Below are 13681 nucleotides of genomic sequence, written 5' to 3'. Positions count from 1 at the left end.
ATAATATTTATTTTACTATAGACTGATCGTACTAGAAGTGAAAACTCTCTCATTTTTATTTATCAAAATGAAAAGCTACTTTTTGAGTAGAATTTGTTTAATCAGTTAGATATATTCACTATCACTATTATCATTTTTATTTTCAGAGATTATAATGCTAGAATTTGTTGATTTTAGGGAGTTTCCATCAAAAACAAATAATAACTGATCCAACTTTGGCTTGAGCTTCCTATCAGTGACTACTATTAATGGAAACTTCTTCAACTCAGAAGTCAAGGATATGAGACTGTTAACATGTAAAGATAGTCTCTTCTTATCAGATAACTTCTTGAGGAAGTTTACGTTTTCTATAACGTCCGATACGTTATAGAAAGTATGTACTATTTTATGATCTACTTCCACTAAGCTGTCATCGTCCATTATGAAAACTATATCAAGAGCTCCAAACTTTTGGAACATGTCTTTAAGGAAATCCTTCAGAGAGTCGTCATCAATGTTGCAGTTTAGATCTATTGCTATCAATGGTTTCATAGGTATGAGGATTACTTTCTACTTATAAACTTTTGCGTACTTTTTCTTTAAAAGAGATCAGCTGAATTCCTTATAGATATAAGTGTAAATAATCAAAATGATTTTAAAGTGATGTGTTAACTTAAAGATATTAAATGTGTTGTTCTTCTTTGGCTCATATTACCAGTCGCTTGATAGTTAAAAATAACCAACCAAAATAGAAATATTATTAGAAGTAGCTTCAATCGTTTAGAAATATTATTCAGAAAATAATTCTTAATTTGCAAAAAACTTCGTCATGCTTGCTGCCTAATTTTTAAAGGAAGCTAGCATAAGATTTATGTTAATGATAGTCGTTCTAGGAGGAGGTCCTGCTGGAATTTACGCTTCTATTGAGGCAGCAAAGAGAGATGCAAAAGTTACTCTAATAGAAAAAGAAGAAAGGATAGGTGGCACTTGTACGCTCTATGGCTGTGTTCCTACTAAATCCATGCTTTATCCTGCAAGGATAATAGATTCTCTAGAAAAGTTAGGAGGTAAAGGGGAAATCTCAATGACTTCTATCCAAGCTCTTGCTAGAGGATCCGTTGAAAGAATTTCAAAAGGAATAGAGTCTACGTTAGAAAGCCTTGGGGTTAACATAATACACGAAAGAGCATACATAAGGTCCGGTAACGTCATAGTAAGAAATGAAACTTTACCCTCAGATTCAGTAATTATATCAACTGGTACAGAAAGGGATAAGGAAAACGATATGATCTATAGTGAGGATTTACATGAGGTTGACCTTTCCTTCAAAACAGTGGGGATAGTAGGCGGGGACGTGGGAGGTTTAGAAGCTGCGTGGTTATTACATACCCTCGGAAAAGAAGTTTACATGATAGACAAGAACTCCTTTTTGATGTCATACCTAGATGATGACATGAGGAAAGCAATAACGTCATACTTTAAGAGAATAGGAATAAAACTTGTACTTAATACAGAGGTGAAGTCTATAGAGAAAAAAGAGAAATTTCTATTGAAATTAAGCGATAACGAAACATTAAGTGTGGACAGAGTACTCAAAAGCTTCGGAAGACATCCTGCCATAGAAGGTATTGATGTACCAAAGAACAGATACATAAGAGTTGACGACTACCTTAGAACTGAAGTAAATGGTATATTTGCAGCAGGGGACGTAATAGGTACACATACCGCGCATTCGGCAATTTATGCAGGTAAAATAGCAGGAGCTAATGCAGTGGGAGAAAGAAAGGAGTTCAATAGAGAAGCTATACCACACGTAGTATATACTAGACCTGAAATAGCTTACACTGGTCTAATGGAAGGAAAATGCGTGAAAGTCCAGGCTGGTTCAAACGGAAGAAACATAATAGAAAGGGAAACGTTCGGATTCCTGAAGCTCTGTTCTGAAGGAAAAAGGCTGGTTTCGGCTGAAGCTTTCATGGAAGGAGCAGAGGATGTTATAGCCACTGCCTCACTAATGATTAGACTTCATCTAAATCTTGATCAAATACAAGATTTTATACCTCCACACCCCTCAAAATTAGAACTCCTAAAAGATGCCGTAGAGGAACTCATAAACATAAATGGCTAATATGAGTACACTTCCATTAAGAGATGCTATATGCATATACATATATACACAATATTCACTATTTCTCTTTGTTGAGTTTCACCCAAATGGAGATAATCTTTATTTAGCTGATTTTTATTGCTGACCTTGCATAAAGTTGGTATTAACGTCCTCTGGTTCTTCATACCATTTAACCTTATCTCCTATTTTAGATCTCATTTTCCACTTCATTGACTTAGGATGTTCTTCTATTTTCTTTACTAAAATATTTAATTTATCATCTATTTGTTTAGAATATTCAGAGTAATTAGAGGAAACGAACTTTCTCACGTTTTCCACATTTAACGAGAAAGTCCTGTAGAAACCCCAATCATCAGATAGGAGTTTAGCTATGTAATTAGAATCCAGAGTCCTCTCATCATCCTTTTCACCTATTTCTACATCATGAAGCAAAGACAATATGTCCTTATAGTCATTCTCCGTCATTTTTACTATCTGCATTTTACTCAACAAGAGATCTGAAGTTGGAATTGTATATCTCATTATGTTAAGTCTACCTTTCAAATTGATTTTATGGCACATGTTGAATTCATCTAGAAACACATCTATTGTAGTCTCAAGAACCGGATCATAAAACATCAATCTAACACTTCCATGAAGTGCGTTAAACCTTTTGTTAGGCATCATCCCCATCTTTTCTAATGATGAAGATATCTTAGAGCTTTGACTCGATAAACCAAAGTAATCTGCATCCTTGTACTGACGAGAAAATATTTTGGAACCTTCCTTTGCTATTATTGCTATAGCTGCACCACCGATTAACCTGAGGGTTATGCCGTCGTTGTTACACCCGTCTATCACTTCCTTAGCTCTGTTTAGGAGTACCTCGCGCTCAACCCCTATCTCTTTTCACCAATAATAACTATCATACATGATTTTTATTTTTATAATATCCTACTCTAAACATTAGTTAAAATTAACGTTTAATAGCGAAGCTAAATAATAAAAACTAATAGAAATCTATACCATATACAATGAAAGATTTTAAAGAATTGATACTATTATATTCAAAAAATATCAAAATCCTACTCGGGAGGTATCTCTTCAAATAACATTTCCATATCTATTCCAATCCTTCTTTTGGTATATAATTTGGCTAGGTAATATATTAGAATTCCTGACCCATATATTGCTATAAGAGAACCTATAGTAGAAACATTTATCGGTAGCAGGAACGAGTTATTCCAAGTTAGGGCTAAGGTATATATCAAGAACCCGAAGGTCAGGAAACCTATAATTGATATGATAGGAACTCCTAATAATTTCCTCTTGAATGGAACTGCGTTCTCGTAAACTCTCTTCTTTACGTACGGCATCAAGGCGGTTGATAGTGCAAATACTGCATAGCCTATTTGAAAGACTATCGTAACATCTACAGTAGATATTGCAGGGATGAATGCGTACATCAAAACTCCTGCTAAACCTATAATTGAAACTAGTATAGTAGATTTAAGAGGAATATGATATCTTTCATTAACGTCTGCCATCCACTCCGGCATTATTCTATCAAAAGACCAAGCGAACATGTACCTAGTCAAGGCTACAACTAAGGGGGGATTACTGTAGAAATTTGGAAGCCATAGGGCTATGAACATTATAATATAAAGCAAAACGTTATGGTCTACTATTAAAGCAAAGAATGGAGTAAAAGGTCCTATATCTTGTAGGGACGAATAAACCGGATCGCTTATTCCGTTACAATCTATGTAAGACCATGAAGTAAGGAATTTCTGTCCAAAGGCATGAATATTGAGGTAGGAGAATATTGCATAGTAAACACCTACCATTGCAATAGTAAACACTATAGAATAAAACACGTTCTTCTTTACGCTCTTCATCTCTCCGCTCCACGAAGCTGGTAAGTTATACCAAGCATAATAGTACCACACTACTGGTAAAGCTAGTAGCGTAGCAGAGAGAGGGGAAAAGAAGGTTAATCCATTGGATTCCGCATCATGAATTACCTTAGTATATGCGTTAGGTACGCCAGAGACTGAGCTTAAGCTAGACGCAAAGGAGGAAGGAGTGATAGTAACTAAACCTATGAACATTATTATAGTTGTTACAACAGATATCAGGCCACCATATATAATAAACTTCCAATGATCCTTACCTAAAGAAGCTATTACGCTGCTAAACAATACAATTACCAAGCCTACTGAAACTTCTCCTATCTTACCGTCAAAAAAATTACCTAAACTTAGAAACAGGCTATTATGAAAATAAATACCAAGTCCAGTAAAGAGATATGCAAACCATTGAGCACCATAAAAACTATATATTCCGAGAGACAAAGCAAAGGCTATCCATAGACCCCAATAGTTGACGAAGCCTATCATTGGATTAGTAGCCCTACTATTGAAGACGTAATCCCCTCCAGCTCTAGGCATAGAGACAGAGGCGATGAAAAACAACGACGCCATGAGTAGAGTGGGAAGTAGAGAAATAAAGAAAGACAGAGGTAAGTTGGCACCAGGCGATAGAAAAAGCCACTCTATTATTAATATTGGTACTCCTCCTGTCACTAGCCCGAAAGTAGCAAGTGATGATGACCAAGGACTTACCTCTCTCACCAAGCCCGAGGATTGTCTTATGAAAAGGTTTTTAGAGGGATTATTCTGGACCATTGCGCCAAACTTTAAGCAATTATTTATCATTTATAAAGTGAACTGCTACGTTTTCTTTTAATGAAACATACATTATCCATAAAGAGGCGAAAAAAGAGAACAAAAATCTAATGAACAAAAAGAAAAAGAAACTCTCTAGCTTTAAAAATACCTTTATTTCTTGTCTAGCATATTCTGAAGCTCTTTTGGAGCGTCTTTTTCAGAGACTGCTCCTCTACCAGTTTTTCCTCCACCTTCATCGTAGGTGAAGCTTATCATCTTGCCTACTTTCCATACTTTCTTTATTTTAGATGTATCTACTTCTTTCTCTTCTCCCTTATACTTGAACTTTACCATTACCATATCTTTTCCCTAATTAAGGGTTAAGACACTGTCGTTAATAAACCTTACGATAGTTACGCAAGTAATACTTATGTTAATTCTTCAAGCTGTACTACAGATAAATCTATAGTTCTTTCAATTCTATTAAGATGAGGAAATTTGTTTGAAAATGATGGACTATAATAGTAACAATTTAACATTCTACTAATAGCTCAAGAGAAGATAAGCAAAATAATACAAGGAAAAGAACAGACTTTCATAAAAAGTATACCGATGAACTATTTGTACTTGATATACATAGAGCGGTATTTCTTGTCTACTCTTTAGACTTAATATTAAGTAATCTTCTTTTATATGAAACTTATTGTTTTTACTATATACTTTCTATTAATATGAAAGTTAAGAATTAGCTGACTAACTGATCAGCTAGAACATGCACTGCTAATACATGCTTGTAAAAAGCCTCGGCGGAGTCAAATCTCTCTCCACACTTACATATATAACGGTTCTTCGAGTACCTATCTAAATAATTCCTACATTCAAAATATAACTTCTCTAAAGAGTTGTTTAGGTCTCTCTTGCTCTTCTTGGATAACAAGTTTAGATCCATTTCCTTAACTGCCATCAGAAAAGGATAGTACGATATCCTCTTGCTGCTGATTTTGTTACTCTTCATTATCTTATTTAGAGCTTCAACCATAGTCATTGCTATCCCAATATATTAATTGACTCTGAGGGATTTAAATATTTATTCAAAAACAGATATCTGCTATATTAATTAAGTTAAAAGTATTAGAATGCATGGAGAAGTCTAAAAGCAAAGACTGTTTTGACGATAAATTATACAATAAAAATACATATCATGCCAAATTATCTTGAAAATGAGATAATAATATATATGAAAAATCATATATAATTTTAGGAAAGATTCATACACTTCTAGTCTCATTAATCTTCTTCTTCATTAGCTTATATAGTAACGCTGGATAAACCCCTAATCTTACTAAGAAAGTATCAAAAAGGGCTGCCAGTGCGATAGCCGCTCCCAACTCCGATATAACAGGTATAGGATCAGTAATTAGTACACCAAATGAAGCGGAAAGTATCACTCCCAATGCGGTAACAGCTCCGGCAGATAACGAAATACCTGCTACTATTGATTCTGCATTACTAACTCTTTTTTCTTCCCTGATCCTGCTTAAAATAAATACGCTATAGTCGCTAGCTAGTCCCATCATTAGTATGTAAACCAATATAGGTATGAAAAACGTAACACCGGACGAAGAGTCATTTCCATATGCTATATAGACAATTGAAAGTGCAGAAACTATCGTTAGAATTATAGTAAAAACTACTCCTGCAGCTATTTTTATTGACCTCATGAATAAGGCTAATACTAAAAATAAAACGATGGGGAGAGCTATAATTACGGTATTGTAATAAGGAAGTAAATAGCTTTGCAGATCCATGAAGATAGCTGTCTGTCCTCCCACTAGTCCTCCTACTGGTGAAACTTCGTCCTGAAGCTTGGATATCAACGAGAATGCTTGTTTGCTATCAGCATGATAATTTGTAATTACAGTTATTAACGCAGTCCTATTATCTATCCCTATATTTTCCTTCATTAACTCTCTTACTGCTTGGTTATACGTCCCATTAAAGTTTGGAGGAACTGGACCAAATACTTCCTTCACTCCATTCATTTTTGAAATATTATCTTCAATACTTGCGATATGCTCTAAGAAGGAGGTGTTAAAGTTGTTATTGACATGAATTACTATCTCAACTGGGTTAAGGAACGAGCTACCGAATGCATTCTCTATTACCTTTAAACCTTCGACTGCAGGATAGTTTGGTAAAGAGGACGTTGAAGCTTCATTAAAGTTAAGTGGAACCGAAACTACAAATAAAGATGCTATTACAGTAATTATTAATACAGAAACTAATATAATTGATGAATGAGATATCGAAGATCTCGACACCTTCTCTACGAATTTATTTGAGGAATGTGAAAGTTTGCTTGGCCAAAATACCTTTTTACCTAGTTTCATGTAAATTATTGGAAGTAAAGTAGTTGCTATAAGTATAGTTATAGGAATAGTAGGAACTATTACAAGACCCCACGATGTTATGTATGGTATAAAAATTAGAGATGAAAAAACTGCGGTAACTGCTGTCCCAGATATGATGATTGCTCTCCCGGATGTTCTCACTGAGGTTAGCATAGCTTCCATAGGTCTGGCTCCCTTAGCTAACTCTTCCCTAAATCTGGATAGTAGAAATACACTGTAGTCAGCACCTATTCCCATGACGATTACTATTAAAGGCTCAACTACCTCAAAATTTACTCCACCTTCCAGTATACCAATAATGGAAATTACTGCAAATCCCATCAGGACCGATAAGGATATCAGGGAAAGGGTTATGAGAGGGGCTATAATCGATCTAAAGTAAATTCCTATAATAACCAATAGAGCCAAGAAAACCATGATAAATGTAATAGACTGCCTAGTACCTTCAGATGAAGAAAGTTCCTGGATTAGAGGGGCTGAACCAGTGATGTAAAAAGTTCCGTTAAATGTATGCCTTACTGAACTTCCTACACTATTAGATATTATCCCTGCAGGATACGTTCCATTAGGAAATGAATATGAAGCACAGTAATTAGTATATACGAAAACTACACTAACATTGTGAGCAACGTATTGAGATATTAAAGAAGATGGTGGATGAACATCTTGATAAAGTAACGGACAACTGCCGTTTACTTGTTTAAACATAAGGAGATTCACTTCAGAAATAGAAATCCCAGTCATGTTAGATACTGCATGTGTTAACAACGACGATTGGTTATAGTTGCTTCTATTCATGTATTTTAATGCGACCAAACCAAGCGGACTAATTGCTTTAATCGAATTGTTAAATGCAATTGAATACGATAAAGGTAAATTTTCATGTGTTGCAAGGAAAGCCTTAGAAAAGTTGGAGGCAAAGTAATCATAGAATTTGTTGAAATATATAATGTTGTTACCGAATTTTACCTCCGAGGGAATTCCCTTAGTAGCCATAGATAAAGAGATAGATTCGTTATTGGTCTTTAGGAATAGGTCTATGAACTTATATGGAAAGAAATATACTGCATAGGCTGAGGCGTTTAGCAACCTTCCACTCTCATTTAAAACCTTCCCTATAGCGCTAGCATAATCGATGTAGATTGTAGCCTCACTAGTTACGTTCTCTACACCATGAACTTTCAACACGCTTTGTGAAACTATATAATTCTGTAACGGAGAAGCATTAACCAAGACTATATCAATAGAATTATTGACAGAAGTAGAGTGGAACTCTTTAGATATTATGTTCTCCGCCTCACATGCAGGATAATATGAAGGTAAAGTGTAATTCTGATTATAAGTCAAATAAGATGATGCTTGCGAGGCCAATAGCAAAGAAACTGCTAATACTACTAACCAAATGGCTATCCTTAGGTTGGTTTTCATATTCTATAATAGAATGGTTTCTTTAAATGTCTTATTGGCATAAACTGATTTAATTAAATAGAAAACTAGACTCATATGGAAATCATTCTAAACTCAGCTAAAAATTAAATGTCTTTTAGAAGACGCCCAAGCTCTCAAGTGATATGAAGTCTTCTGCATCAGTTAAACTTGTAAACCTATCTGATATAATCATGCTGTACGTGTGAATACTCATAAGATACCATATTACTCTGGGGTTTTTAAGAAATGGCCATTATTACAAATAGACAATTGTCTATATTCGCTGAAGCTTTCAATTTAATTATGTCAGGGAGATCATTGGAGAACGCGTTCGATATTGCATTTAAGGAATCAGGAAAAGGACTAGATAGGAAAAGAACGTTTAGAACGTTCGTGAACACCCTAAAGGAATTACATTACGTAGAGGAGATGTTCCCTTGCAGGAACTTATATGAAACTTTCAAAATAGCTCTCGAAATGGCAAAAGAGAACTTTCCTCTTACGCCAATGCATTTTCCTTTATGGATTAGGGAGAGGTTACTTGCAGCAATAGGCGAGGAGGGAATAACTAAACTAGACAAAAAGACCCAATGGATTAGAGTTAATACACTAAAAGGGGATTTTACCGAAACAATAAATTCATTAAAACAAAAAGGCATTTCTTTATTGGAAAAAGAATTCCCAATGTATGAAGCTAAAGGGAAATACCCTATATCTAAAACCAGGGAATTTGAAGAAGGATTAGTAATTCCCCATGACTTGTCCAGTTACTTCGTGGTGAAGGCACTAGAACCTAAGCGTGGAGAGAGAATATTAGAGATAGGCAGTGCTCCTGGAATAAAGACTTCTTTAATCCAACAATTAACTAAAAATCAAAGCTGGGTTGTCTCAATTGACATCTCAGTAAGGAGAACTTTGACTCAAAAGAGCTTGCTTAGAAAATGGGGTGTAGAAAACGTCGAAATAATAGTGGGAGATGGTGAAAACGTTCCTATTAGGAATATAGATAAGATACTAATTGATGCACCTTGCAGCAATAGCGGCACATTTTCCTCTGACCCTACGGTATTTCTTAGACTAAATAGAGCAGAATTAAAGAATTTAGTAAAAATTCAAAGTAAAATACTCAAGAAAGCTGTAGAATATAACGTTCCAACTGTCTTCTCAACTTGCTCCATTTTACCCGAGGAAGGAGAATTCCAAGTCGAAAGATATCTCAATCACCTATCTAAAATTCCTTGGGATGAATCGTTCTATGGATACAAAAAATCTAAGGTTTATATGCATGTAGCTAGAACGTATACGCATATTCATAGATGTGACTCCTTCTTTATCTCAAGGTTAAATTTTTAGAATAAATGCAAACTAACAGATAAATAATGATTAAAATTACATAATTTTAAATAAAACAATAATAAGAGCTTGGCTGTCTAAAGCCTTTCTTTTAATAATTTTCTCCATAATTTACCGTTTTCGTCTACTCCACTTTCAACTTCATATCCCATTGACATCCAGTACTCTATTCCTCCTTGCATTACATAGGCTTTCTTCTTATAAAGATGTGGCATTCCATACGTTGCATATCTTGCTCTGTTTCCATGTTCGCAAATTACACCAACCTCATGATTCTCGAATAGATCTTTTAGATATTCTAAATAATCTAATGGAACTAGTATTGAGCCAGGTATATGATGATCTTCGTACTCCTCTGGCGTTCTAACGTCTATCAATTTAATCCTGCCTTGCTTCCATAATTTTCTTATAACTGAAGGGGGAAGTTCCATAACATTCTTCACAAAAGGAGTAGTATATTGCTCAATTACTTCGACCATGTTAATTCACTTTAAACAATGTTAAAGTGATATAAAAAGTCTTTTATCACTACGATATTCATTTATTACTTGTAGAAGATTTAATTATTATAAAAAGTACTTAACAAAGTTCCTCCATTCTGACGGGTATAGAAGTTATTTTCTTACCTATAGCCTTCTCTAACGCTCTGATCACTGCTGGCGGAGTCCCAATGGTTGCGCCTTCACCTATTCCCTTGGATGGTAGAGGTGCATTGGAGAACCCAACTTCCATAAATTCCCACTTGACATTGAAAGTCTCCATAGACGTAGGCATACCATATTCGGCTAAGCTACCAGTGATGAGATTACCATTCTCGTCGTAGACCATTTCCTCTAAAGTAGATTCTCCCCAACCTTGTGCTACTCCTCCCCTTACTTGTCCCTCTGCTAACATAGGATTAATTACCCTTCCTATATCATCTATGGCGTAGTAATCTAAGATCTTGGGTTTACCGCTTTCATCAACTACAGCAAGTGCTACATGAGCTCCATAAGGATGGGTTAAATCGTCCATGCCAAAGTAAGCGGTAGATTCTAATCTGGGCTCTTCTTTATATGCCCATGCTCCTCCTAAATTAGCAGTAACCTTCTGTGATATGTCTTTCAAGGTTATATATTGTCCAGTTTTAGGATTAACCACCCTACCATCTGTGTATTCAAGCTCTTGAACGTCGGACTTAAGGAACTGAGCTGCAAGCCTCTTAGCTCTCTCCTTTACCTTCCTTGCTGCGAGGAGGGCTGCGTTTCCAGCTAAAGTTAAACTTCTGCTTCCATACGTACCGAAGGCTTCCCCGATAATTGCGGTATCCCCCCATATCACATCTACGTCATCTATCGGTACTCCTAGTTCGTCAGCCACTATCTGAGCTATTGCTGTACCAGCACCTTGACCATGAGGCGCTGCTCCTATTACCACCAAAACCTTACCATCACCTCTCACTCTTACTGACGCGCTCTCCCATGGTCCAAAGTTATTTTCCTCCACGTAAAATGAAAGTCCTGCTCCTGCTCTAATTCCCTTCAAACGTAGTTCCTCTGCTCTTCTCTCAAATTCCCTATATACATGTTCAGCCTTTTGAAGTAAAGACATGAAATCTCCGCTCTCAAAGTTTATGCCTAAAGGATTCTTGTAAGGTAGAGACGTAACTAAATTTCTTTTCCTAAATTCTATAGGATCAATCTTTAATTCGTCTGCTAAGAGATCCATAATTCTCTCTATAACAAAAATTGCCTCTGGTCTTCCGGCTCCACGATATTGATCCAATGGCGTCTTATTTGTATAAACTCCATATACATTAACTTTTATATTAGGAATTTTATATGCTGCAGGCAACATAGTAGCAGCTATATCTGCTAAATAAGTTGAATGAGAGGCTGCACCCATGTCTAATATTAAATCATCTAGAATTGCAGTTATGGATCCGTCTTTTCTGGCTCCAGCCTTTATGTGATGTATTTGACCTCTACCGTGATACGTTGATCTCATATCCTCGCTCCTTGTAGCTATCCACTTGACCGGTCTCTTTGTAATTATACTAGCATATGCTGTTATAAAATCTTCAGCATAAGGAAATAGCTTAGAACCAAAGGCTCCACCCGTATCAGCTTGTATAACCCTAATATCTCCAACTTTATTACCGAGTGCTGAAAGGAGGAACTTCCTCATATAGTGAGGCGATTGTGTAGATGCATAGACAGTCAGGTTTCCTTCTTGAAACACTGACATTACACCTCTGGGCTCCATAGCAGCAGGATATACTCTAGAAATATTCATTTTCTCTTCTATAATTACATCAGAATTCTTAATTGCTGACTCAGCATCACCAGCTGAATATGTCTTCTTGTAACCTACATTATCTTTACCTTCAATCGCTTTAACTTCGTTTTTAAGCGACTCTTCAGGGTCTATAACTGTAGGCAGCTCTTCGTAGTCTACTTGAATCAGCTCTGCCGCATCGGCTGCAACGTATCTATCCTTAGCAATTACTGCGGCAATTGGCTGACCCGCATATAATATCTCGTCTTTAGCCATAGGAAAATTATTTGGTCTGTTCTCGAACTTGAAAGTAAAACCCGTTATTATGACAGATACGCCGGGGTACTTAAGGGCATCACTGATGTCTACTTTCTTCAACTTAGCATGAGCGACGTTACTTCTTAAAATGAACAATTCTTGAACTCCAGGGAGACTTAGATCATCGACATATTTTCCTTCTCCAGTAATAAACTTAAGATCCTCCTTTCTCTTTGATCTTTGACCAACGTACACACTTTACGTTAGAAGAAATAAGATAAAAACCTATAGTAGACTCAAAATATCGTCCTGCCTAGTTATCCTCCTTCTTCCAGCGAAGCCTTCATCAACGTAATGCCAAAATGATATATCCTCCTCACTGGTTAACCAACACAAAAATGCTGGTTTACCGTTTATAATTGCAGGAAAATCAACTAAGCCTATAGCAGGATCCCTAATAAGAATTCCCCTATTTGATATTTCATCTATTATGTTCTTAGTTGCCATAGTGTATAGCGTAATTGCTTCTTTTTCTCCTTTCATTAATGCATTCTCTGCCAGATATTTAACATCGTTAAGTTCATCTATTTTCTTTCTAATCCAACCCATCATTGACCTGGCAGTTTGTAAATCATAATAGGGATACTGTTGCTCCATATATTTATGGATATGTATTTACACCTATTTAAATGAACTACCCTTTATTTTCGTAATTAAAATTACTATTAGTTCCATCTAGATCTCTTTAAAAAGGATATAAACTCTAGAACAGCTCCTATAACGATCATAAATATTCCACCTATCTTCCACTGGTATGTATAAAGTACTGCCTTAACGCCGCTAAAGGTAAACTTACCCGATACGTTATAAGTCAAATTCAAGGGAATCGATTTTATTGTAGAGTTTTCGCACCGTGTTTTAGGTAAGGTAACATTAATGAACTTGAAATAGGAAGTTTCGTTTACAACTTTCAACTTATACTGACCGTAACTGAGCGAAATCACCGTTGGAGTTGTGACGTTAATGGTTTTACCATCATGAACAATTTCTATGGTTGCAGAACCGTTATAGGAAAGGCTTAATTGTGGATTTATCACTAATGGTTGTACATCAATGATATATTCTCTGGAAAAGGATACATTATTTACATAATGATGGGTTATAGTTACCGATGAAAGGGAAAGGAGCACTAAACCTATGCTTAAAATCAATAAACCTAT

Annotated in this window: 12 protein-coding genes; 2 read left to right on the top strand and 10 right to left on the bottom strand. The window is 35.8% G+C overall.

The genetic code is table 11. The annotated features are described in order from the left end of the window. Positions 1-105: 105 nt before the first annotated feature. Positions 106-531, bottom strand: coding sequence for a hypothetical protein (locus RQ359_RS07895; protein ID WP_054838409.1), 426 nt, complete (start codon positions 529-531; stop codon positions 106-108). A gap of 325 nt (positions 532-856) precedes the next feature. On the opposite strand from RQ359_RS07895, the gene RQ359_RS07890 reads away from it, so the two are divergent. Continuing rightward, on the top strand, positions 857-2107 hold the full coding sequence (locus RQ359_RS07890) for an FAD-dependent oxidoreductase (RefSeq protein ID WP_162308992.1): 1251 nt from the start codon (positions 857-859) through the stop codon (positions 2105-2107). A 114-nt stretch (positions 2108-2221) separates the two neighbouring features. Here the strand turns inward: RQ359_RS07890 and RQ359_RS07885 are convergent, their stop codons facing one another. The 5 genes from RQ359_RS07885 to RQ359_RS07865 all read right to left on the bottom strand — a co-directional run bounded on the left by RQ359_RS07885 (position 2222) and on the right by RQ359_RS07865 (position 8594). Next, complete coding sequence (locus RQ359_RS07885; protein ID WP_054838412.1) at positions 2222-2989, bottom strand: hypothetical protein; 768 nt, start codon at positions 2987-2989, stop codon at positions 2222-2224. A gap of 182 nt (positions 2990-3171) precedes the next feature. Continuing rightward, entirely contained in the window at positions 3172-4773 is a 1602-nt protein-coding gene (locus RQ359_RS07880) for an APC family permease (RefSeq protein WP_156016992.1), read from the bottom strand. Between the two features lie 153 nt (positions 4774-4926). Further along, positions 4927-5115, bottom strand: coding sequence for a Sul7d family chromatin protein (gene sul7d, locus RQ359_RS07875; RefSeq protein WP_054838413.1), 189 nt, complete (start codon positions 5113-5115; stop codon positions 4927-4929). Positions 5116-5500: 385 nt separating this feature from the next. Next, positions 5501-5794 (bottom strand): hypothetical protein, encoded by a 294-nt coding sequence (locus tag RQ359_RS07870; protein WP_240900126.1) that lies wholly within the window; start codon positions 5792-5794, stop codon positions 5501-5503. Positions 5795-6023: 229 nt separating this feature from the next. Further along, the gene (locus RQ359_RS07865) at positions 6024-8594 is read right to left on the bottom strand and encodes an MMPL family transporter (RefSeq protein ID WP_054838415.1); all 2571 of its coding nucleotides are present in this window, start codon (positions 8592-8594) and stop codon (positions 6024-6026) included. 246 nt (positions 8595-8840) lie between these two features. On the opposite strand from RQ359_RS07865, the gene RQ359_RS07860 reads away from it, so the two are divergent. After that, on the top strand, positions 8841-9947 hold the full coding sequence (locus RQ359_RS07860; RefSeq protein ID WP_156016994.1) for an RsmB/NOP family class I SAM-dependent RNA methyltransferase: 1107 nt from the start codon (positions 8841-8843) through the stop codon (positions 9945-9947). A 77-nt stretch (positions 9948-10024) separates the two neighbouring features. On the opposite strand, the gene RQ359_RS07855 is transcribed toward RQ359_RS07860, so the two are convergent. From RQ359_RS07855 to RQ359_RS07840, 4 genes are all read right to left on the bottom strand, one after another. Next, entirely contained in the window at positions 10025-10426 is a 402-nt protein-coding gene (locus RQ359_RS07855) for a rhodanese-like domain-containing protein (protein WP_054838264.1), read from the bottom strand. A gap of 100 nt (positions 10427-10526) precedes the next feature. Next, a complete protein-coding gene (cutA, locus tag RQ359_RS07850; RefSeq protein ID WP_338116985.1) occupies positions 10527-12716 on the bottom strand; it encodes a glyceraldehyde dehydrogenase subunit alpha in 2190 nt (729 codons plus the stop codon). 30 nt (positions 12717-12746) lie between these two features. After that, entirely contained in the window at positions 12747-13118 is a 372-nt protein-coding gene (locus tag RQ359_RS07845; RefSeq protein WP_156016996.1) for a DUF2203 domain-containing protein, read from the bottom strand. A gap of 68 nt (positions 13119-13186) precedes the next feature. Next, complete coding sequence (locus RQ359_RS07840) at positions 13187-13672, bottom strand: hypothetical protein (protein WP_457921158.1); 486 nt, start codon at positions 13670-13672, stop codon at positions 13187-13189. Positions 13673-13681 lie beyond the last annotated feature (9 nt).

Origin of the sequence: Sulfuracidifex metallicus DSM 6482 = JCM 9184, assembly GCA_032834875.1 — an archaeon.
Taxonomy (GTDB): domain Archaea; phylum Thermoproteota; class Thermoprotei_A; order Sulfolobales; family Sulfolobaceae; genus Sulfuracidifex; species Sulfuracidifex metallicus.
Note: the sequence above shows the minus strand (reverse complement) of the source record. Positions and strands in the feature narration are given on the sequence as shown.

Coding starts and splice junctions, on each gene's coding strand:
- RQ359_RS07880 (WP_156016992.1), bottom strand. CDS start 4,773: ATGGTCCAGAATAATCCCTCTAAAAACCTTTTCATAAGACAATCCTCG.
- sul7d (WP_054838413.1), bottom strand. CDS start 5,115: ATGGTAATGGTAAAGTTCAAGTATAAGGGAGAAGAGAAAGAAGTAGAT.
- RQ359_RS07870 (WP_240900126.1), bottom strand. CDS start 5,794: ATGGTTGAAGCTCTAAATAAGATAATGAAGAGTAACAAAATCAGCAGC.
- RQ359_RS07845 (WP_156016996.1), bottom strand. CDS start 13,118: ATGGAGCAACAGTATCCCTATTATGATTTACAAACTGCCAGGTCAATG.
- RQ359_RS07855 (WP_054838264.1), bottom strand. CDS start 10,426: ATGGTCGAAGTAATTGAGCAATATACTACTCCTTTTGTGAAGAATGTT.
- RQ359_RS07865 (WP_054838415.1), bottom strand. CDS start 8,594: ATGAAAACCAACCTAAGGATAGCCATTTGGTTAGTAGTATTAGCAGTT.
- RQ359_RS07895 (WP_054838409.1), bottom strand. CDS start 531: ATGAAACCATTGATAGCAATAGATCTAAACTGCAACATTGATGACGAC.
- RQ359_RS07890 (WP_162308992.1), top strand. CDS start 857: ATGATAGTCGTTCTAGGAGGAGGTCCTGCTGGAATTTACGCTTCTATT.
- RQ359_RS07860 (WP_156016994.1), top strand. CDS start 8,841: ATGGCCATTATTACAAATAGACAATTGTCTATATTCGCTGAAGCTTTC.